The sequence below is a fragment of the Methylocystis suflitae genome (assembly GCF_024448135.1).
In the GTDB taxonomy this organism is placed as follows: Bacteria; Pseudomonadota; Alphaproteobacteria; order Rhizobiales; family Beijerinckiaceae; genus Methylocystis; species Methylocystis suflitae.
Genome location: NZ_JAMRYX010000045.1, coordinates 1 through 19,474, shown reverse-complemented (window position 1 = coordinate 19,474; position 19,474 = coordinate 1). Strand labels below are relative to the sequence as shown.

At 62.1% G+C, this 19,474-nt stretch carries 19 protein-coding genes; 8 read left to right on the top strand and 11 right to left on the bottom strand.

The annotated features are described in order from the left end of the window. Positions 1–1,883, bottom strand: a 1,883-nt coding sequence (cobT, locus tag NEI07_RS03860; protein ID WP_256032846.1) for a cobaltochelatase subunit CobT, incomplete at its 3' end; no start/stop codon positions are given. Positions 1,884–2,058: 175 nt separating this feature from the next. Here cobT and NEI07_RS03855 point away from each other — a divergent pair. Then, positions 2,059–2,289, top strand: coding sequence for a hypothetical protein (locus NEI07_RS03855; RefSeq protein WP_256032845.1), 231 nt, complete (start codon positions 2,059–2,061; stop codon positions 2,287–2,289). 210 nt (positions 2,290–2,499) lie between these two features. On the opposite strand, the gene NEI07_RS03850 is transcribed toward NEI07_RS03855, so the two are convergent. The 3 genes from NEI07_RS03850 to NEI07_RS03840 form a co-directional block, all read right to left on the bottom strand. Next, on the bottom strand, positions 2,500–2,727 hold the full coding sequence (locus tag NEI07_RS03850) for an FmdB family zinc ribbon protein (protein ID WP_256032844.1): 228 nt from the start codon (positions 2,725–2,727) through the stop codon (positions 2,500–2,502). A gap of 293 nt (positions 2,728–3,020) precedes the next feature. Beyond that, the gene (gene cobS / locus NEI07_RS03845; RefSeq protein ID WP_014890856.1) at positions 3,021–4,019 is read right to left on the bottom strand and encodes a cobaltochelatase subunit CobS; all 999 of its coding nucleotides are present in this window, start codon (positions 4,017–4,019) and stop codon (positions 3,021–3,023) included. Between the two features lie 93 nt (positions 4,020–4,112). After that, a complete protein-coding gene (locus tag NEI07_RS03840) occupies positions 4,113–4,709 on the bottom strand; it encodes a J domain-containing protein (RefSeq protein WP_256032842.1) in 597 nt (198 codons plus the stop codon). A gap of 86 nt (positions 4,710–4,795) precedes the next feature. On the opposite strand from NEI07_RS03840, the gene NEI07_RS03835 reads away from it, so the two are divergent. Continuing rightward, the gene (locus NEI07_RS03835) at positions 4,796–5,092 is read left to right on the top strand and encodes a BolA family protein (protein ID WP_256032840.1); all 297 of its coding nucleotides are present in this window, start codon (positions 4,796–4,798) and stop codon (positions 5,090–5,092) included. A gap of 5 nt (positions 5,093–5,097) precedes the next feature. Here NEI07_RS03835 and NEI07_RS03830 read toward each other — a convergent pair whose 3' ends face one another. Further along, positions 5,098–5,412 (bottom strand): DUF6156 family protein, encoded by a 315-nt coding sequence (locus NEI07_RS03830; RefSeq protein ID WP_256032839.1) that lies wholly within the window; start codon positions 5,410–5,412, stop codon positions 5,098–5,100. Positions 5,413–5,591: 179 nt separating this feature from the next. On the opposite strand from NEI07_RS03830, the gene NEI07_RS03825 reads away from it, so the two are divergent. The 5 genes from NEI07_RS03825 (at position 5,592) to NEI07_RS03805 (ending at position 9,947) form a co-directional block, all read left to right on the top strand. Further along, positions 5,592–6,773: a phosphoserine transaminase gene (locus NEI07_RS03825; RefSeq protein ID WP_256032837.1), complete on the top strand. Its 1,182-nt coding sequence runs from the start codon at positions 5,592–5,594 to the stop codon at positions 6,771–6,773. Then, entirely contained in the window at positions 6,736–7,071 is a 336-nt protein-coding gene (vapB, locus tag NEI07_RS03820) for a type II toxin-antitoxin system antitoxin VapB (RefSeq protein ID WP_328516956.1), read from the top strand. Before NEI07_RS03825 ends, vapB begins: the two co-directional genes overlap by 38 nt. Before the next feature lie 2 nt (positions 7,072–7,073). Further along, on the top strand, positions 7,074–7,475 hold the full coding sequence (locus NEI07_RS03815; protein ID WP_256032836.1) for a type II toxin-antitoxin system VapC family toxin: 402 nt from the start codon (positions 7,074–7,076) through the stop codon (positions 7,473–7,475). Between the two features lie 52 nt (positions 7,476–7,527). Continuing rightward, complete coding sequence (serA, locus tag NEI07_RS03810; protein WP_256032835.1) at positions 7,528–9,114, top strand: phosphoglycerate dehydrogenase; 1,587 nt, start codon at positions 7,528–7,530, stop codon at positions 9,112–9,114. A 203-nt stretch (positions 9,115–9,317) separates the two neighbouring features. Further along, positions 9,318–9,947: a L,D-transpeptidase gene (locus NEI07_RS03805; RefSeq protein ID WP_256032834.1), complete on the top strand. Its 630-nt coding sequence runs from the start codon at positions 9,318–9,320 to the stop codon at positions 9,945–9,947. 58 nt (positions 9,948–10,005) lie between these two features. On the opposite strand, the gene NEI07_RS03800 is transcribed toward NEI07_RS03805, so the two are convergent. The 6 genes from NEI07_RS03800 to NEI07_RS19570 form a co-directional block, all read right to left on the bottom strand. Continuing rightward, a complete protein-coding gene (locus NEI07_RS03800) occupies positions 10,006–10,380 on the bottom strand; it encodes a gamma-butyrobetaine hydroxylase-like domain-containing protein (protein ID WP_256032832.1) in 375 nt (124 codons plus the stop codon). A 104-nt stretch (positions 10,381–10,484) separates the two neighbouring features. After that, positions 10,485–12,350, bottom strand: a complete 1,866-nt coding sequence (locus tag NEI07_RS03795; RefSeq protein WP_256032830.1) for an extracellular solute-binding protein — start codon at positions 12,348–12,350, stop codon at positions 10,485–10,487. A 142-nt stretch (positions 12,351–12,492) separates the two neighbouring features. Further along, on the bottom strand, positions 12,493–14,919 hold the full coding sequence (locus NEI07_RS03790; protein ID WP_256032828.1) for a TonB-dependent receptor family protein: 2,427 nt from the start codon (positions 14,917–14,919) through the stop codon (positions 12,493–12,495). Between the two features lie 30 nt (positions 14,920–14,949). Next, positions 14,950–16,128 (bottom strand): methanobactin export MATE transporter MbnM, encoded by a 1,179-nt coding sequence (locus tag NEI07_RS03785; RefSeq protein WP_256032826.1) that lies wholly within the window; start codon positions 16,126–16,128, stop codon positions 14,950–14,952. Continuing rightward, entirely contained in the window at positions 16,125–17,204 is a 1,080-nt protein-coding gene (locus NEI07_RS03780; protein WP_256032824.1) for an MbnP family copper-binding protein, read from the bottom strand. Before NEI07_RS03780 ends, NEI07_RS03785 begins: the two co-directional genes overlap by 4 nt. Before the next feature lie 160 nt (positions 17,205–17,364). Beyond that, complete coding sequence (locus tag NEI07_RS19570) at positions 17,365–17,757, bottom strand: DUF2946 family protein (RefSeq protein ID WP_328516955.1); 393 nt, start codon at positions 17,755–17,757, stop codon at positions 17,365–17,367. A 900-nt stretch (positions 17,758–18,657) separates the two neighbouring features. Here NEI07_RS19570 and NEI07_RS03775 point away from each other — a divergent pair. Beyond that, positions 18,658–19,467, top strand: a complete 810-nt coding sequence (locus NEI07_RS03775) for a methanobactin precursor domain-containing sigma factor (RefSeq protein ID WP_256032820.1) — start codon at positions 18,658–18,660, stop codon at positions 19,465–19,467. Positions 19,468–19,474: the final 7 nt, after the last annotated feature.

Genomic DNA, 19,474 nt, shown 5'->3' with positions numbered 1-19,474 from the left:
GGCGGCGGCGCGGGCGCGGCGCTTTCGCTGAACAGCTCGGCGAGCTTTTCGGTCATGGCGCCGCCCAGCTCCTCGGCGTCGACGATCGTCACCGCGCGCCGGTAGTAGCGGGTGACGTCATGGCCGATGCCGATGGCGATGAGTTCGACCGGCGACTTGCTCTCGATCTCGTGAATGATTTGGCGCAGGTGCCGTTCGAGATAGTTGCCCGCGTTAACCGACAGCGTCGAATCATCGACCGGCGCGCCGTCCGAGATCATCATCAAGATTCGCCGCTGCTCTGTGCGCGCGAGCAGACGGCGATGCGCCCAATCGAGGGCCTCGCCGTCGATATTCTCCTTCAACAGCCCTTCCCGCATCATCAGGCCGAGGTTGCGTCTGGCCCGGCGCCAGGGCGCGTCGGCGGCCTTATAGATAATGTGGCGGATGTCGTTGAGGCGACCGGGATTGGCCGCCTTCCCTTCGGCGATCCAGGCCTCGCGAGACTGGCCGCCCTTCCAGGCGCGGGTGGTGAAGCCCAGGATCTCGACCTTGACGCCGCAGCGCTCCAGCGTGCGCGCCAGAATATCGGCGCAGGTGGCCGCGACCGTGATCGGGCGCCCGCGCATCGAGCCGGAATTGTCCAAAAGCAGCGTCACCACCGTGTCGCGAAAATCCATGTCCTTTTCGCGTTTGAACGAGAGCGGCTGCTGGGGATCGATGATGATCCGCGGCAGACGCGCGGGGTCGAGCATGCCCTCCTCGAGGTCGAACTCCCAGGAACGGCTCTGCTGCGCCATCAGCCGCCGCTGCAGCCGATTCGCCAGCCGTCCGACGACCGAAGAGAGATGCAGCAGCTGCTTATCGAGATAGGCGCGCAGCCGATCCAGCTCCTCGACGTCGCAGAGCTCCTCGGCGCGAATGATCTCGTCGAAGCGGGTGGTATAGGCGTGATAATCGGCGCCGGCGCGCTCGGCGGCGTTCGTCGCCGGGTGACGCGCCTCGGCGGCCTCTTCGGCGTCTCCGGCGTCAGCCTCTCGCTCGGTCTCGCCATAGGGCGCTTCGGCGGAGTCGCTTTCGCCTTCCTCCTGGGCGTCTTCGGCCGCGAGCGCCGTATCCATCTCGGCGGCGCTCTTGGACTCTTGATCGTCTTGATCGTCGCTCTCGCTCTGGTCGGGATTTTGTGGCGTATCCTCGCTTTCCTCGTCGGCCGTTGTCTCGTCCGGCGCTTCGCCGGTCGCCATATCGAGATGCGAAAGCAACTCACGCACGATCTGGGCGAAAAGCTTCTGGTCCTCCACCGCCCCGGACAGTCGGTCGAGATCGGCGCCGGCGCGCTCTTCGATCGTGTCGCGCCACAGCTCGACGATTTTTTGCGCGTGCGGCGGCGGATTGAGCCCGGTCACGCGTTGGCGCGCGAGCAGCGCCAGCGCGTCTTCGAGCGGCGCGTCTTCGCGGCCTGAGATTTCATCGGCGTGGCTGCGCTGATAGCGGTCGTCGAGCATTGCGCCAATATTCGCGGCGACTCCGGGCATTCGCATCGCGCCGATCGATTCGCAGCGCGCCTGCTCCAGAGCGTCAAAGGCGGCTCGCGCCGCCGCCGGTTCCGGCGCATAGCGGCGATGCAGCGCGTCGTCGTGACAGGCGAGGCGCAGCGCCAAAGAATCTGCCTGACCGCGCAGAATCGCGGCGTCCTTTACGTTCAGCTTTCGAGGCGGTTCCGTCAGCCGCGCCTTCGCCCCGTCGGCGCCCGCGATCAGCGAGGGTCGCTCCGAGGCAAAATTCACCTCGAGCGCTGGCGAGCGCGCCATGGCGCGCATGGCGCCGGCGACGGCGCGCTTGAACGGCTCCTGAGGCGCCTCTTTGGGCGAGGCAGGCCGTCGGTTTGTCGGGGCTGGCGGCATAACGGAACTATATGCGCGCCGCTCAGCGAAGCCGCAAGTCGGCCGGCGGTCAGCGGCCGGGAAAGTCGATAGGCGGGCAGTCGATAGTCGAGTACGCGAAAAAGCCGCGCAGCCTGGCCGCGCGGCTTTTTTCGGTCGAGATTATCAGCCGAGGTGCGAAATCATTGGAGCGACCATGACCACCGTCACAATCGCGGCAATGGCGCCGACAACCCAAATCATGCCCTTTAAACGCGAAGAGGCTGCGGTGTTCAAGCTCATTTTGTCTCTTTACATGGACATGCCTGCGAAGAAATTACATAAGCCGCCGGCAGGAATGCCCAGAAAAACTGCAGCCTATTTCTTATATTTAGAGGTAAATACGCGCACTGCAAGCCAGTCTGAACGTAAATACGCACAGCAATAAGCGAATCTAAATAGTATTTTTCGCCGCCCATGATTTATGAAAAACTTCGAACTCCTAGTGTATACAGGGCGAAAAGGCGATTAAGGGATGCGAGATCCTTGGCGAATGTGGACCAATTGACGCATGCCCCTGAAAGCATTTGCGCGGCCGAAGCGTTGGCTTCGCGTCGACGGCCGAAAGCGGCGCAATCCGATCGCCACGGGGCGGCCGTCACACTTTGCGTTCCTGCTTGCTGAAATTGGAAAGGTCGCCTTCCGCCGCGGCCCGCCGGCGCCATGATTTCGCGATCGCCGGATATTTGATTTCCTTGCTGATGCGCGACACCTGCTGCTGCAGTTTCTCGCTCCCGCAGGACGGACAGGCCGGGGTTTCCGACGCCCGCACCAAGAGTTCGAATTCAGCGGAACAGGCGTCACAGACATAGGCGTAAAGCGGCATCGGAGCCTCGCGTCAGTTGGCGTTCACGGAACGCCCTCGCGCGAGCAATTTTCATTCCGCATGCGGGGCTCATGCTTGAGCGCCCGCGACGTGTCAGTGAGCCTTTCGAGCTTGGCGTCGGCATTTCCACTGAAGCGGCAACTCGGCTGAGCGCCGCATTGCCCCCACCCCGGCCCTCCCCCGCTTCGCGGGAGAGGGAGAAGATTGCGCGTTTCACAAGAGATTGCGCGTAACGCCCGCCGCCCCCTTTCCCGCTTTAGCGGGGGAGGGTGAGGGAGGTGGCCAGCCCGCCTCTACGTCATCACCACATTCACGGCGCTTTCCGGCAGCTCCTTGCCGAAGCAGCGCTGATAGAATTCGGCGACCAGCGGACGCTCGAGCTCGTCGCATTTGTTCAAAAAGGTCATCCGGAAGGCGAAGCCGATGTCTCCGAAAATCTCGGCGTTCTCCGCCCAGGTGATCACCGTGCGCGGGCTCATCACCGTCGAGAGATCGCCGGCCATGAAGGCGTTGCGGGTGAGGTCGGCGACCCGCACCATTTTATTGGCGACGTCGCGGCCTTCCTTCGTCGCGCCATAGGATTTCGCCTTGGCGAGCACGATATTGGTCTCGGCGTCATGCGGCAGGTAATTCAGCGTCGCGACGATCGACCAGCGGTCCATCTGCGCCTGGTTGATCTGCTGCGTGCCGTGGTAGAGGCCCGACGTGTCGCCGAGCCCAACGGTGTTTGCGGTCGCGAACAGCCGGAACGCCGGATGCGGCCGGATGACGCGGTTCTGGTCGAGCAGCGTCAGGCGGCCGGAGACTTCAAGCACGCGCTGGATCACGAACATCACGTCGGGCCGCCCGGCGTCATATTCGTCGAAACACAAAGCGACGCAGTGCTGCACCGCCCAGGGTAGGATGCCGTCGCGAAACTCGGTGACCTGCTTGCCGTCCTTCAGGACGATGGCGTCCTTGCCGACAAGGTCGATGCGCGAGATGTGGCTGTCGAGATTGACGCGGACGAAGGGCCAGTTGAGCCGCGCCGCCACCTGCTCGATATGCGTCGACTTTCCGGTGCCGTGATAGCCGGTCACCATCACGCGCCGATTCCTGGCGAAGCCGGCGAGAATGGCGAGCGTCGTCTGCCGATCGAAGAGGTAGTCCGGGTCAAGGTCCGGCACATGTTCGTTGCGCTCGGAAAAGGCGGGAACCTCCATATCGGAGTCGATCCCGAACACTTGGCGCACCGAGATCTTCATGTCCGGCGTGCTCTCGAGGCCCGTTGCGGCGTATTCTACAGCGACCAAAATGCGTCCTCCTTGCGCGGACCGTTTCGTCCCCGCATGATTGCGCCGAAGATGTCTGCGCCGCAGCGGACAAGCAGTGCGCGCGACGAGCGCTCAGACCAGCCGGGCGGCCCTCAGCGTCTTATAGGCATGGATGATTTCCCGCAATTTTTCCTCGCGCGAGCGATCGCCGCCATTGGCGTCGGGATGGTGGCGCTTAACGAGCTCCTTGTAGCGCGCGCGGATCGTCACGGCGTCCGCCGTCTCCTCAAGCCCCATGGCGACGAACGCCCGGATCGTCACTGGCGAATGATGCGGACCGCGGCGCTCGGCGGGCTGAGGACGGCGAAAGCGCTGGCGATAGACGCCAAGCGGATCGGCAGCCGTCATCGTGTCCTCGCGAAAACCCGCCCGTCCGCGTTTCGTCCCCATGGACCATGTCGGCCGGTGCCCGACCGTCGCGTCCTTCATGTAACGGGCGACTGAAGCGTCATCCATGCCGTTGAAATAATTGTATGTGGCGTTGTATTCCCGGACATGTTCGAGGCAGAAGCAGAGATACTGCCCCTCACGCAGCCGGCCCATTGGCGCGCGGTGGACGCCCTCCGCCTCACAGCCCGGAGAATCGCACCGTGTCACGGTCTCGCGCCGAGTTTCGCGCGGCTGACGCTGCGCTCGGATGCGATCGAAGAGGGGCGAATTCAGGTCCATTTCATTCCATTATGATGGCGCCGCAGCGCGCCGCAAGCGCAACCAAGCGCCAATGTGCTAAATCGGCGGTCGAACCGGAGATAAACATGACGGATCAGGGTAAAGGCGTCGTCAAGACGCGCATCGCACAGAAACTCACCCAAGCCCTCGCGCCAGCGGCGCTCAATGTGATCGACGAATCGCACAGCCACGCGGGGCATGGGCATCACCATCCCGATGGCGAAACCCACTTCAGAGTGGAGGTGGTGAGCGCGGCTTTCGAGGGCAAGAGCTTGATCGAGCGGCACCGTCTCGTCAATGCGCTTCTTTCCGACGAGTTGGCCGACCGCGTTCACGCCCTGGCGATCAGCGCCAAAACTCCGCAGGAGGCCGCGCCCGTTTAAGGCGGTCAACTGCGCAGCGGGGCGCCGTCAGCGCCGCAGTCGACCTCGGAAACGTCCTCGCCCATGGCGATGCGGGCGCGCGCCAGCCCGCCGTCGGCGCCATAGGAATAATCGTGGCGCAGCTCCACTTCGCCATAGACGAGCTTCTCGCAACTGACGATCTTGCCCTCAGCATCATAAGTCGCACGAAAATAAGTGTTGCGGTTCTTAAGCTCGCTCGCCTCGAGCGGCCCCAGGAGCTTCAATGGCAAGCGAACCCCGGAATAGGAGAGAAAATACCGACATTCTTCTTCGTTACGCGCGTCATTATTCTCCGACATCACCGCTCTCCCCTCGTCCCGGCGTTTCTTCAAGCGACGCCGCGCAAGTTGGTACGAGAAAATCGCGCCAACCTGATGGCTTCCCAGTGCGCGGCTGAAGCCAGCGGCTCTTGACGGTCGGCTGGGCAGCGCGTAGCGCGAGCGGCGGCGGCGCTGCGCCGCATCGAGAGGGCTGCACCATGGCCGCCGTCGACAAAATGGCGAAACCCGCCGCCAAGCCGGCCAATCCCTGCTTTTCCTCCGGCCCTTGCGCCAAACGCCCGGGGTGGGCGCTGGCAAATCTCGCCGGGGCGGCGCTCGGACGCTCCCACCGTTCGAAGGCCGGCAAAGAGAAACTGGCGCAGGCCATCGCGCTGACGCGGGAGGCGCTGCGCGTTCCTGCCGATTACCGCATCGGCATCGTGCCGGCGTCCGATACCGGCGCCGTGGAGATCGCGCTCTGGTCGCTTCTCGGCCCCAGGGGCGTCGATGTCGTCGCTTGGGAGAGCTTTTCGAAAGACTGGGTCAATGATGTCCTGAACCAGTTGAAGATCGAAAAGGCGCGAAGCCTCGCCGCGCCCTATGGCGAATTGCCAGATCTCACGCAGATCGATTTCGACAATGACGTCGTCTTCGCCTGGAACGGCACGACGTCGGGCGTGCGCGCGCCGAACGCCGATTTCATTGCGGCGGATCGCAAGGGCCTGACGATTTGCGACGCGACGTCGGCGGCTTTCGCGCAACCGCTCGACTTCGCCAAGCTCGATGTGACGACCTACAGCTGGCAAAAGGTTCTCGGCGGCGAGGCCGCGCATGGCATGCTGATTCTCTCGCCGCGCGCGGTCGAGCGGCTCGAGAGCTATGCGCCGCCCTGGCCGATGCCCAAAATTTTCCGGCTGACGAAACAGGGAAAGCTGAACGAGGGGATTTTCCGGGGCGAGACGATCAACACGCCCTCGCTCCTCGCGGTCGAAGATTATCTCGACGCGCTGTCCTGGGCGCAATCGATCGGCGGGCTTGAGGCGCTGTTCGCGCGCTGTGACGCCAATGCGCAGGCGGTCGGCGACTGGGTTGCAAAGACGCCCTGGGTCGACTTCCTCGCCAAGGATCCCGCGACCCGCTCCAACACCAGCGTCTGCCTCATCTTCTCCGCAGAGAGCGCGGCGACAGACGCGAACGCGCAGGCGACGCTCGCCAAGAAGATGGCGGCGATGATCGAAAACGAGGGCGCCGGCTATGATTTTGGCGCCTATCGCGACGCGCCGCCGGGCTTTCGCATCTGGTGCGGCGCGACGGTGGAAACCGCCGACGTGGCGCTGCTGACCCAATGGCTCGATTGGGCCTATGCGCAAGCTTGCGCCGACGCCGCGCAAGCAGGGTGAGTTGATCACGGCCCTTGGCGTGATATATTCGTTTGAGATATATCAGGAGGGGCGCGTGGATAAAGCCAAGGTTTTTTGGTCGGGGCGCTCGCAAGCTGTCCGTTTGCCTAAAGACTATCGCATCGAGGCCGATGAGGTGCGGATCAGTCGGCGCGGGGACTCAATTATCTTGGAACCCATTGCGAAAGAGTGGTCCTGGCTCGATGCGATCGTCGGAACCATGTCCGAGGACTTCATGGAAGAGGGTCGCGAGCAGCCGCCGATGCAGGAGCGTCCGCTACTCGATAAATTTTTCTAAGCGTGCGTTTTCTCCTCGACACCAATGCGGTGATCGCAATTCTAAAGGGCGACAACTCGTCCCTGGCGTTGCGCCTACGCCAACATCGGCCAGCGGACATATGCCTCTCGTCGGTCGTCACACATGAATTGTATTTTGGCGCATACAAGAGCGGGCGGGTTGAAGCCAATCTCGCTTGTTTGCGCGCGCTGCGGTTCGAGGTTGTGCCCTTCGACCTCGAAGATTCAATCGTCGCGGGCGAGATTCGTGCAAAGCTGCGCGCCAATGGCGTTCCGATCGGTCCGTACGATCTCCTGATTGCCGCCCAGGCGCTGGGACGCGGATTGGTCCTCGTTACAGCCAATGTTAAGGAATTTTGTCGCGTCGACGGATTAATAATCCAGGATTGGACCAACGCAGACTAACCCCCAAGCGCGATCTACTCCTGAGATGCATCCTCATACCGCGAGTATCTCCATGCCGCCGCGCGTTCTCATCTCAGATTCTCTGTCGCCGGCCGCCGCACAGATTTTCCGCCTGCGCGGCCTCGACGTCGATTTCGAACCGACGCTGGGAAAAGACAAGGACAAGCTTGCCGCCGCGATCGCCGACTATGACGGACTAGCGATCCGTTCGGCGACGAAGGTGACCGCCGACATCTTTGCGCGGGCGCCGCGGCTCAAGGTGGTCGGCCGCGCCGGCATCGGCGTCGACAATGTCGATGTCGCCGCCGCCACCGCGCGCGGCGTCATCGTCATGAACACGCCCTTCGGCAATTCCATCACCACCGCCGAACACGCGATCGCGCTGATGTTCGCCTTGGCGCGCGAAATCCCTGCCGCCGACGCCTCGACCCAGGCCGGCAAATGGGAAAAGAACCGCTTCATGGGCGTCGAGATCACCGGCAAGACGCTTGGCGTCGTCGGTTGCGGCAATGTCGGCGCGAATGTCGCCGAACGCGCGCTCGGCCTGAAGATGCGCGTGATCGCCTTCGATCCCTATCTCACCCAAGAGCGCGCCAATGAGCTTGGCGTCGAAAAAGTTGATCTCGACGAGCTTTTGGCGAGAGCCGACTTCATCACGCTGCATACGCCGCTGACGCCGCAGACGAAGAATATCCTCTCGGCGGAAAACCTCGCCAAGACGTGCAAGGGCGTGCGCGTCATCAATTGCGCGCGCGGCGGACTCGTTGACGAAGAAGCGCTACGCAAGGCCCTCGATGAGGGCCATGTCGCCGGCGCCGCCTTCGACGTGTTCGCCCAGGAGCCGGCGACGGAAAACCCATTGTTCGGGCATCCGCACGTCGTCTGCACGCCGCATCTCGGCGCTTCGACGAGCGAGGCGCAGGAAAAGGTCGCGCTGCAGATCGCCGAGCAGATGGCGGATTATCTCACCAGAGGCGCGATCGCCAATGCGGTGAATTTCCCTTCGATCAGCGCCGAAGAGGCGCCGCGGCTGAAGCCCTTCGTCGAACTCGCCGAAAAACTCGGTCTCTTCGTGGGTCAGGTCGCCGTCGCCGGCGTCGACACATTGTCGATCGTCTATGAAGGGGCCGTCGCGTTGCAGAAGACGCGGCCGATTACGGCGGCTGTGATCTCCGGGCTGCTTCGACCCATTCTCGAAGACGTCAATCCGGTGTCGGCGCCGATCCTCGCCAAGGAGCGCGGCCTGGCGATTGAGGAAATCACCCGCGAGGCGCAAGGCGACTATGAATCCCTTGTCACGCTCAGCGCGCACACCGCGCAGGGCGAAATTTGCGTTTCGGGGACGGTTTTCCACGACGGCAAGCCGCGCATTGTGGGCATCGGCGACATTGCCGTCGACGCCGAATTCGCGCCGTCGATGATCTATCTGACGAATGAAGACAGGCCCGGCTTCATTGGCAGATTCGCCGGCGTGCTCGGCGAAGCCGAGGTCAATATCGCCACGTTCGCGCTGGGGCGCGACAGGCCCGGCGGCGGCGCTGTCGCGCTCGTCGCCATCGACGGCGAACTGCCGCCGCAGGCGCTCACCGCCCTGAAAAGCCTGCCTGGCGTCAAACAGGCGACGACGCTCAAATTCTGAGTACCCTCTCTGTTGATCATCCGTCGGCGCGCGGCGGTAGTGTTGCAAGTCTGCCACTATCCCGAAAGAAACGCGGCCTGTCTTGAGTTTAGCGCGTCGGCCCGCTTGCTTGCGCGAGCGGCCTGCGGGACTAATCATCAGGGCGTCCGCGTCGCAAATTCGGGTCGGCGCGACGTCCGCCCACACTTGGACAAGGGAAAACCATGCGTCGTCTTGCTTTTGCACTGATTTGCGCATTCGGCGCGCTCGGCGTCCTTTCGTCTCCAGTATCCGCGCGCAGCCCTGCCCCGCAGCCGGCCCCGGCGCCGGCGCCGGTCGTCGACCCTTTCACCGCGCTATTCGGCGGCGGCTCCTTCGCCCCGCAAACCAGCGACGGGCGTCCGCAGGCGGTCGCCGTTCCGCGCGAGGTCGTCGCCTTCGACGCCAGATATGCGCCCGGCACGGTGATCATCGCCACCAATGAGCGTCGGCTCTATTATGTGCTCGGCAACGGCCAAGCGATCCGCTACGGCGTCGGCGTCGGCCGCCCGGGCTTTGAATGGGCCGGCACCCGCTTCGTCGCCCACAAGCGCGAGTGGCCCGATTGGACGCCGCCGGCGCAAATGCTGCGTCGCCGCCCCGACCTGCCGCGGCATATGGAGGGCGGCCTCAACAATCCGCTCGGCGCGCGCGCCATGTATCTCTCCGGCACGCTGTACCGCATCCACGGCTCCAACGAGCCCTGGACCATCGGCCAGGCCGTGTCGTCGGGCTGCATCCGGATGACCAATGACGACGTGGTCGACCTCTACAATCGCGTCAAGATCGGCACCCGCGTGGTCGTGACGCGATAAGAATTACGGCAAACGATTAAACGGCCGGCGCTCGCGTCGGCCGTTTTATTTTGCAGGATTACTTTTCTCCAGGCCGATCGCGATCGAGCCCCTTCGCTGCAAGCTCTTCAAGATAGGACGAGAACCGCTCCGCCGCTGTCTCGCCGAGCTCGCGCAGATACCGCCATGTGTAGATCCCGGTGCGATGCATGTCGTCGAAGTCGAGCCGCACGGCGTAATTGCCGACCGGCGCGACCGCGATGATCGCGACATTGCGCTTGCCGCCGACAGTCTTGCGCTCCTTTGCAGAATGGCCCTGCACTTCCGCGCTCGGACTCTGCGTGCGCAAAAGCTCGGCGCTGAGCGCAATTTGCGCGCCATCGTCGAAAGAGACGTTCAGCATCCGTCCGCCTTCTGAGAGGCGCAGTTCAGTTGGCCAGGGCTCCTGCCCCATGTGCGTCTCCAGGATCTTTTGTTGGTGCGAGGCAATTTGCGGGCCGAGCTCTGGCCGTCTCCAAAGTTTCTATCGCGGTCGCGCGAAGAGCGCCAACACGATCCTCACTGAGGACGAGCTTTCTCGCTCCACCAGGTCTCCAAAGTGAAGCCGAAGGGAAACATCGGAAAAAGCGGCGTGTGCGCAGGATGGCGGATCGCGGCGCCATGCGCGCACCAGATCGCGTTCACATGCTGCAGGGGCACGAAATAGAAACCGGAGAGCAGTATGCGATCGAGCGCCCGCGCCGCCGAAATGCTGTCCTCGCTGTTGCGCGACGCAAGCAGACTGGCGATCGCGGCGTCGAGCGCGGGCGAAGCGGCTCCGGCGAGATTGAGCGAGTCTTTCCGGTCGAGGCTCGCGGCGTTCCACCTATTCAACTGCTCCTGACCGGGAACCGCGGCCGGCAGCCATTGCCCGATCATCATGTCATATTCGAAGCGCTGACGCCGGCGCTGATATTGGACTTCATCGTAGACGCGCGGATTGGCTTCGATGCCGATGCGCTTCAACGAGGCGGCGAAATTGAGCGCCAGCCGCTCTTCGTCGCGATCGCGGATCATGATCTCGAAGACGACCGGAACCCCATCCTTCGCGAGACGCCCGTCGACGAGAACATAGCCGGCGTCGGCGAGAAGCGCTTGTGCGCGCTTCGCCACCGAGCGATCGCGTCCCGAACCGTCATGCTGTACAGGTCGCCAGCGGCCTTCGAGAATATCGTCGCGCACGGCGCCGGGGAACTTCGAAAGCAACGCGCGCTCGGCGGCGCTTGCCGGACGCCCCGTCGAGGCATAGTCCGACTCGCCGAAGTAACTCTCCGTGCGCGTATAGAGGCCGCCGTAGAAATTGGCGTTGATCCACTCGAAGTCATACATCATGGCGATCGCTTCGCGCAGCCGCACGTCGCGAAAGATGGCTTTGCGCAGATTGAAGACGAAACCTTCCATCCCCGTCGGCCGGCCGGGGCGCAAGATTTCCTTCACGACGGCGCCGTTGCGCAGGGCGGGGAAATTGTAGCCAGTCGACCAGCGCGCCGCGCTCGTCTCCTCGCGATAATCGATCAGCCCCGCCTTCAACGCCTCAAACAGCGCGGCCTCGTCGCGATAGTAATCCAGGTCGATTTCATCGAAATTATAGAGCCCGCTCTGGCTCGGAATGTCGCGGCCCCAATAGTCAGGGTCGCGGCGCATGACAAGACGCGCGCCGGCTTTCGCCTCGGAAATCACATAAGGACCCGAGCCGAGCGGGATCGTCATGTCGAGATCGTCGAAGCGCGCCACATTGGCAGTCCTCTTCGAGAGAACCGGCATGGCGGCGAGAATGAGCGGCGCTTCGCGATCCTGCATGCCGGTCAGATCGAAACGCACAGTATGGTCGTCGAGCGCGACGGCGGATGTCACCGAAGCGAAAATCGCGCGATGGTTCGGCCGACCTTTCGACTTGAGCAATTCAAAGGAAAACAGGACGTCCGACGCAAGAATGGGCGTCTTGTCTGAAAAGCGCGCTCGAGGGTCGAGGTGAAATGTGACGTGTTCGCGCGCCTCGTCGAGTTCGACAGATTCGGCGATCAGCGGATAAAGCGAATATGGTTCGTCCTGCGACCGCATCATCAAACTTTGCAGCACATTGCCGATGATGAGCTGCGGCGCGTCACCAAATCTTGCGTTGAATGGATTGAGACTGGCGAATCCACCGCGCTGGCCGAGCCGCAGCCTCCCGCCTTTCGGGGCGTGCGGATAGGCGTAGGAAAAATGAGCGAAATCGTTCGGCAACGCAGGTTCGCCATAGAGCGCGAGACCATGCGTGACGGAAGCGCTCGAAGGCTGATCCGCAAGCGCCGAAACGGGCAACAAGACCGCGACGGCGTGGAGAAGCGCCGCAAAAACCGCGGCGCCGATCATGCGTTTAATTGCGCGGCCAGCGCGAAGCATTGATCGCCTCCTTCGCCAGATCGGCGGACTGAAACAATTCGGCCCGGGCAATCTCCAATTCGAAAAACTGCTGATCGCGCTTCGCCGATAGGCGCGCGCCTGCGGGCGTCGCCCCGAATGAACGAGGCGACGCCTGATCGCGTCAGAACTTGAGTTTGACGCCTCCAGAGAAGGCGCGCGGCTGGCCGGCGATAATGCCGGCGCCCTGCGCCGTCACCAGGCCGCCGGTCGGCCAGACCAGCGGCGTTTGTATCGGGCCGGTGAGGAGAGAGTTGGCTATGATTTGCGCGCCGGAGACATAGGTCCGGTTGAAGATGTTGGACACATCGAAATACAGCTCGATATTCTTGAAATAGAAACCGTCTAAGTCGTGGTTATAGTGAGTATTCACATTAAACACGCTGAAGCTTGGTATCGTGGTGAAATTGGCGTTATCGATCGTATAGTCGCTCTTGAGAATATATTCGACATATGCGCCGAGGCCCGCGAGGTCGCCGTAGGGCTGATCATATCCAAGTCGCGTTGTAACAGTATGGGGCGGCACATTGGGAATTCTATTGCCGGAGCGATTATATAGGACTGCTCGGCCCGCGACCGAACCAAGATCGTCCCAGTAATTTGTGAAGAACTGATCGTTGAACGTATAGGCCGCGATCAGCCGCCACCCATCATAGGGCCGCCAATCAGCATTGAGTTCTATGCCACGGTGGAGAGATGAGGGAATGTTCGTCTGATAGTTGATGAGCGCATTGTTCAACGTCAGAATTTCGTTGCGGTGCCATTCGTTGAAGCCGGTCAGGCTGACATTGAGAGTTGGGCTCGGCGTCCAGTCGACGCCGAGATCGACGCCCATATTGGTCTGGGCCTTAAGCGGGTTGCTGCCGGCGCCGTTTCGCGTCGTGGTCAGAAACACGAACGTCGGTGTGCTATAGCCGGTTGAATAACGCGCCCGCACCTGCCACTCCGGATTGTAGCGATAGGTGAGCGATGCTTCCGGCGCCGTATTCCAATAGTCGTTGTCGACCGCGAGCTGGTTGGGAAATCTGGGCCGCAGATTGATGGCGTAATTATAAACAGTGTTGACGCCCCAAACCCGGTTCCAGTTGGAGCTGAAGCCGACCACTCCGGTCAGGCCCGGAGCGAGAGCAATCTCTTCGCGCGCGCGCAGTCCGATGTTTGAAGTATAGTAATCCAATTTACCGATCGGCGCGCCCTTTGCGCCGCTATACCAAGTGTTGGGGATCTGATTGTAGAGCGGATTGGTGGTTTTGGCGTTGCTATAGAAGAACTGGAGAAAGTGCGTCGCCGGGAAGCCAAACAGCGGAGCGTGGCTGGTGATGTCTGTCTGTGCCGTAATGCCTACGGTGGGACCTCTGAGCGCCACCGGCCCGCCGAGCCCGCCGAGCGCCGCCGGCCCGACTCTCGGCGGCGGCCAAGTGCCATTGATATTGTCGAGATAGTCGTAGGTGAATTGCGAGCGCCAGGTCGTATTGTTGTCGAAGTCGTGCTCAAACTGAACGCCGGCGATCTGTCTTAGGGCGTGCGAGTGCGAGCCGAGCTGCCAAACGCTCTGGTTGACAAGCGGCGCCTGAAGCGCGGTGAATATGCCGTTCGCGGGTACGTTCAAATTGTTGCAGAAGGGCGCGTTGGTGTTGCTCGCAATTGGACAGCCGTAATATTGTTGAAAGGGATTCAAATTGAATACGTTTATACTCTCTCGGTTCAGCAGATCCGCCTTTATGTCGTTCGCGATATATTTAACGATGACGCGATCGGTCGGGGTCATCTCCCATTTGCCGAGAAGCTTGCCCTGCTTGGCTTCGTAAGCGCCGCGCGCGGCATAGCCATCGCCGCGCGTATGCGACGCAAAAAAAGCGATATCGAAGGCGCCAAGCGTGCTGTCGACCACCGCCTTTCCGGCCCGGACGTAATTGTTGACATAGCCAAAGCTGCCAGCTTCCGAACCCGTATTGACGCCGTCGATTTCGGCTCCTGAGAAGGTACGGAAGTTGATTGCGCCGTTATAGGCGTAATTACCGAAGAGCGCCGAGGACGGTCCGCGATAAACGTCGACCGCGGCGTAAGAATGCGGATCGAGCAAGTCGGTGCGGCCATTGCCGTCGGCCGTCATGATCGGGAACCCGTCTTCAAACATCATGATGTTGCGGACACCGAACGGAAATCCTGTACCAGCGCGGTTGCCCGATCCGCGAATCGAGATGAAAAGATCGCGCGCAGAATTGCCCTGCTGTACGGAGACGCCGGGGCTGTATTCCAAGACCTTCCGGACATCCGCCAGGGGCGTCGGCTTGAGGAATTTGGTGTTGACGATCGTCACCGTCTCGCCGGGCGGGTCCCGATAGATCGGCAGTTTCGCGCGGGCCGCGCTAAAGCCCGGCGCGATTCCCTCTTCGCCCGCCGTCGACTCTCTTGTCGCCGGAGGCCTGACCGGCGCGGCGCCGATCGTGATCTGCGGAAGCGCCTGCTGCGCCTGCGCGACGGAGGCGGCGGACAAGAGCGCGAGAACGCCGAGCGCCGCGCCATGCATCAATTTCGACCGGGACGTCATCTTCTTTGCTTTCCTATTGGGGAGTGAAACTCATTGAGCAGGCGCACGCATTGACCCGCTTGCGGTCGACGCCGGTTTCCACGGATCGGCGAAGCGGGGAGATGTCAGAAAGGAATCGTCGGTCAGCGTTTTCAGAAAGGCGATCAGATCGCTCTTTTCCTGCGGCGACAGATCGATGGGCACGATCAACGCGCTTTTGTTTGCGTTGTACCGACCGTCGCCCTTGAGAGGACCGCTCGTGACATTGCGCCCGCCGGCCGCGTAAATGTCGATCACGTCATCGAGCGTCGCGACGCTGCCGTCGTGCATATAGGGCGCGGTGACAGCGATATTGCGCAGGCTCGGGGCGCGAAACGCGCCCATCTCGGCGGGGTTATGCGTGTTCTCGAAAACGCCGCGATTGGGCTCGGGATAGGCGCCCTTTCCGTCGAGATCATAGAGGCCCGTGTTGTGAAACGGCGTCTCGATCTCGCGTGTTTTGGCGTGATAGAACTGATCGTCGAAATTCACGCTGCCGTGGCAGTGATGGCACTCGGCCTTCTCGCCAAAGAAGAGATCCTTGCCGCGCATCTCTTCTGGAGAGAGCGTCGCTTTGCCTTCAAGATAGCGATCATATTTCGAGGACGCCGAGACGACGCCGCGCTCAAAGGCGGAGATCGCCTTGATGACGTTGCCAAAGCTTATGGGATCCGCCTCGCCAGGAAAGGCGGCCGCAAAATCGCGGCGATAATCTGCGTCACTGTTGAAACGCGCGAGGATCTCTTTGCGATTCTTGTCATTGACGCCCATCTCGATCGGCTCTTCGCCAAAGAGCGGGCCTTCCATCTGCCTTTCGAGGGTCACCATCGCCGGATTCGCCCAGGTGAGCGTGGCGCGCCAGGCGGCGTTGGCGATGCTGGGCGAATTGCGCGGCGTATGCTGGCCCGTGGCTCCCACGGCGACCGGGCGGCCATCGGTGAACGCCAGGCGCTGCTCATGGCAGGAGGCGCAGCTCTCCTTGCCATTTCCAGATAGACGCGGGTCGTAGAAGAGCTTGCGTCCGAGCTGAAAGCGAGCTTCCGACATTGCGTTGTCAGCTGGAACCCGTGGCGGCGGCATGAAGTCGGGCAAAGTCCAACGCCAGGAGTCCGCGCTCGAGATCGTGTCGCCTTGCGCGCCGCCTGCGATCAGCGTTGCGGCGAAGAGAAGGATGAGAGTTTCGCGCTTCATTTCGCCACCTCCGCGCGGAAAATCTTCGTCGACGCGCCGGAGGACTGGCCGGCGTCATTGGCGTCGGGCGCGGTTTCCTTGAGCCGAAGCCCGAGATTTTCGAACATCGGCGCGCATTCGGGATCGGCCGGACCGCTCATGCAGCCGGTGGAGAAACCCTGGTCTTTCCCAAGATCGATGCCGGCGAAGAGCGGCTTCAGATCGAGCACGACGCGCTGTCGCGCGGAGTCGAAGGACGCGAGTTTCACGGGAATGCGATTTGGATTGGCGCAGGAGGTGATTTCGCCTTTCGTCGCGTCGCCGCGACAGCCTGTCGAACCAAGGTGCAGCATCCAGGTCGAGACTGTGATCGTCCCATCCGAGTTGACGCGCAGCGGCGCCGCCTTGGGCGCGTCGGCCATCGCCGGCGCGCCGCCGTCGGACTTGTCGCCGGACTTGTCGCCTTGCGCGCCGGCGCCATTCGCTGCGTCCGCCGGGCTTTTCGGCTTGAGCGGCGGACGGGTTACTCCGCCCTCGGGATCGACTTCGATCTTTATGAATTTGCGCCCAGCCTGCCAATTCCACGTCATCGACTGAAGATCGAGCGGCGCGGGAGCGGTGGCGAAATTCGAGTGGTTGAGAATGACGTCCTTGCCGTCCTTATCCTGGACGACGCTTGGGACGCCAATGACGAAGCTGAATCCTTTGTAGCGGCCGCGCGGGGCCGATCCCTTGATCGTGTCGTTGAGGTCGGCGCTGCCGACGCATTTGCCAGTCTTATTTTCGAAATCGAGCAGCGCGAGGTTGGCGTATTGCCAGTCGTTCTGTTCCAGCTCGATGGGAACTTCATGGCCGGCGGCGTCGATCAGGGCCGGCGCGGCGATGTAGAACCTGGCGTCGTGGAGCTGCGCCGGCTGTCCACCGGTTCCAAGACCCGCGATGTCGCGGCCGCATTCGACCGGCTGATCGCCGGCCGCAAGCGCAAAGCGTATCGCGACCTGCTGCCTTTCATTGCCGTCGCCCTTAGCCGCCGCCTGCGCGCCGCCAACGGCCGCGAGACCGGCGATGATGGCCGTAACCCGAGTGAATGCGCGCATGATTCCTCTCCTGTCAGCACGATTTTTGAGATGTGTGTTGGCTGCACGCGTTCGCGACGCGTGTCGGCGCCGCGCGTCAGAGACGCGCGCGAAAATCAAACGCGAGGGAAATGGCGAGTGGGGGGTCGAAGACCCGACAGCCGACCGCTAACGCGCTCTCTTAGGAGAGAAGCGACGGGGGTGCGCGAGAGAGCCTATTTCTGGGCCACTGGGTGGTCGGCGGCGCGATATCGCGCTCTTCCGGCCAAAGAGGAGGAGTCTCAGATACCGGCGCCAGCACGAGAACGACGACGGATAAAAGAACCTTTGACCCGAGGTCGTCGTTTCGGTCGCTTAGAAAGCACGCCATGCAGTGCATGTGCTGAACATGCTGGGCCTTGCCGTCGCCATCGGCTTGGTCGGCGCAAAGCTCGTTCGCCATCGCGACGGGAGAGCTTAGGAACGCGCCCAAATCGCCGCCGTGGCGGCCGTTAGAAAAAATAAGACCCAAAGCTTGCTGAAACAGCAGACAAGCGACAGCGGCCGCCACAATCGGACGCACGAACCGCCGCATTTTTTTCTTGTCTCGCCGCATATCGAATTCTGAGTGCACCAGGATTAACTTGTCAACGACGCTTATCGCCCAACTTTTGCAATATTTTTAACTGTTGCGCTGCAGCCACACTTGGTCTTTGCAATTTCGCTTTGTCGTTTCAGTTGAAGGGCGCGAGGAAGCCGTGCGCCCCGACATCACTCCAAATGGCGGCGCGACCGCCGACGAAGAATCTTCCGCGCGCAGTCTTTAGTCCTTACTGAAGATCCCGTGGCGGCTTGCAAGAGGAAGCAAGCTTGCCGACCGTGTCCGTTGGTCAACGCGTCTTCGCCTTATCGGCCCTTATCGTTCCGCCATACGCGCGTCGTATAAGGAGTTTCCGTATTGCCGCGCGCGAGTTTCGCGCCTATGATCCGCGCACCGTAGGCAATGGTTGGCGGCAATCCATGCTCGTTCGGCTCATTCTTTTCGTTGCGATATTGCTGCAAGTCGCCGGCGTTTCGACTGTCGCCGCGCGCGTCCAATCTCCCTCTTTGTCGTTCGCAGCCGTTGTCTGCAAAAGCGATGCGATTCCCGCGGCGCCTCACGCGCCGGGCGAACACGCCGGCTCTTGCTCAGACTGTATCGCGTGCTGCGACGCTCAGCCGCAGATCTATTGCGTCTATGATCAGATTGCGCGCCTGTCCTTTCCTACGGCGCGAATCAGCGTTCCCGCTTTTCCGATCCCTCCCGTTTCCCGAACGCGATCGGCGACCCCGCCGGCGCGCGCCTCCCCCGTCTAAAGACACGGCCTTACATCCGCGCGTTCGGAAAGCAAATCCGTCCGCGGATCGAAACCACGCATCGCCGATGCCCCTAGGGCCGCTCGGCGTGATGCGTTTTGGATAATCGGCGCGCTTGGAGACAAGCGGGGAGGCGCTGATGCAGAAGTCCCATGAGACGATCGACCGACTGTTTAGAAGCCATCATCGCGATCTGATAACGCGGGCGCGCCGCGTGATCGGCTCGGGAGACGCCGAAGACCTGGTCCAGGAAGCCTATCTCAAAATGCTGGAAAGCGACCGTGGCGAACTGATTTCAAATGCGCGCGGCTATGTGTCGAAGATGACGTGCACGCTCGCGATCGACAATCTTCGGAGGCAAAGAACGCATGCCAGAGCGCTTGCCGAAGACGGCGCATGGTTCCAGTCGCCCGCTCGAGACACGCACATCACGTCGGCCCTCGACGCATTCGGCCTGGCGCGGGACGTTCAAGCAGCCCTGGCGCGGCTGCCAAGATGCTGTCGTCAGATATTCCTGATGAGCCGGATTCTGGGTTTCAGCCATTCGGAGATCGCGCAGGAACTCGGCGTTTCCTTGAGGACGGTCAATCGCAGCCTGGGTCGGGCGCTCGAGCATTTCGATCGCGCCTTCGACGTCGCGCCTTCAAGCGTCCCGAAGAACGCGTCGCGCGAGTCCTCGGCCGAAGCGCCCGCGCCGCGCCTTCGACATGCGCCAAACATCAAAATCTCGACGGCTCGAAAAAATTCTCGCCCCAAGCTGTCCGAATTTTGCGGCCTCGCTCGTCATACCATTCGGGTCCCGCGTTCTGCGGAGCCCGTCTGGTCTCTCCAGACGAAATCAAAACAGGAGGCTTTCATGACCATCCGTATCGCCAAGCGCATCACCCTCAATGTCATTGGCCGCGCCAGCGCCCGCTGCGCGTCGACCTGCGCCGCCACCAACGGCTAAGGACGAT

Excerpts from the sequence above, each read along its gene's own strand:
- NEI07_RS03850 (WP_256032844.1), bottom strand. The coding sequence starts at position 2,727 with ATGCCGCTTTACGCCTATGTCTGTGACGCCTGTTCCGCTGAATTCGAA.
- vapB (WP_328516956.1), top strand. The coding sequence starts at position 6,736 with ATGCGCAAGCTTGCGCCGACGCCGCGCAAGCAGGGTGAGTTGATCACG.
- NEI07_RS19570 (WP_328516955.1), bottom strand. The coding sequence starts at position 17,757 with ATGCGGCGGTTCGTGCGTCCGATTGTGGCGGCCGCTGTCGCTTGTCTG.
- NEI07_RS03780 (WP_256032824.1), bottom strand. The coding sequence starts at position 17,204 with ATGCGCGCATTCACTCGGGTTACGGCCATCATCGCCGGTCTCGCGGCC.
- NEI07_RS03775 (WP_256032820.1), top strand. The coding sequence starts at position 18,658 with ATGCAGAAGTCCCATGAGACGATCGACCGACTGTTTAGAAGCCATCAT.
- NEI07_RS03855 (WP_256032845.1), top strand. The coding sequence starts at position 2,059 with ATGACCACCGTCACAATCGCGGCAATGGCGCCGACAACCCAAATCATG.
- serA (WP_256032835.1), top strand. The coding sequence starts at position 7,528 with ATGCCGCCGCGCGTTCTCATCTCAGATTCTCTGTCGCCGGCCGCCGCA.
- NEI07_RS03785 (WP_256032826.1), bottom strand. The coding sequence starts at position 16,128 with ATGAAGCGCGAAACTCTCATCCTTCTCTTCGCCGCAACGCTGATCGCA.
- NEI07_RS03790 (WP_256032828.1), bottom strand. The coding sequence starts at position 14,919 with ATGACGTCCCGGTCGAAATTGATGCATGGCGCGGCGCTCGGCGTTCTC.
- NEI07_RS03800 (WP_256032832.1), bottom strand. The coding sequence starts at position 10,380 with ATGGGGCAGGAGCCCTGGCCAACTGAACTGCGCCTCTCAGAAGGCGGA.
- NEI07_RS03830 (WP_256032839.1), bottom strand. The coding sequence starts at position 5,412 with ATGTCGGAGAATAATGACGCGCGTAACGAAGAAGAATGTCGGTATTTT.
- NEI07_RS03835 (WP_256032840.1), top strand. The coding sequence starts at position 4,796 with ATGACGGATCAGGGTAAAGGCGTCGTCAAGACGCGCATCGCACAGAAA.
- NEI07_RS03805 (WP_256032834.1), top strand. The coding sequence starts at position 9,318 with ATGCGTCGTCTTGCTTTTGCACTGATTTGCGCATTCGGCGCGCTCGGC.
- NEI07_RS03840 (WP_256032842.1), bottom strand. The coding sequence starts at position 4,709 with ATGGACCTGAATTCGCCCCTCTTCGATCGCATCCGAGCGCAGCGTCAG.
- NEI07_RS03795 (WP_256032830.1), bottom strand. The coding sequence starts at position 12,350 with ATGCTTCGCGCTGGCCGCGCAATTAAACGCATGATCGGCGCCGCGGTT.
- NEI07_RS03825 (WP_256032837.1), top strand. The coding sequence starts at position 5,592 with ATGGCCGCCGTCGACAAAATGGCGAAACCCGCCGCCAAGCCGGCCAAT.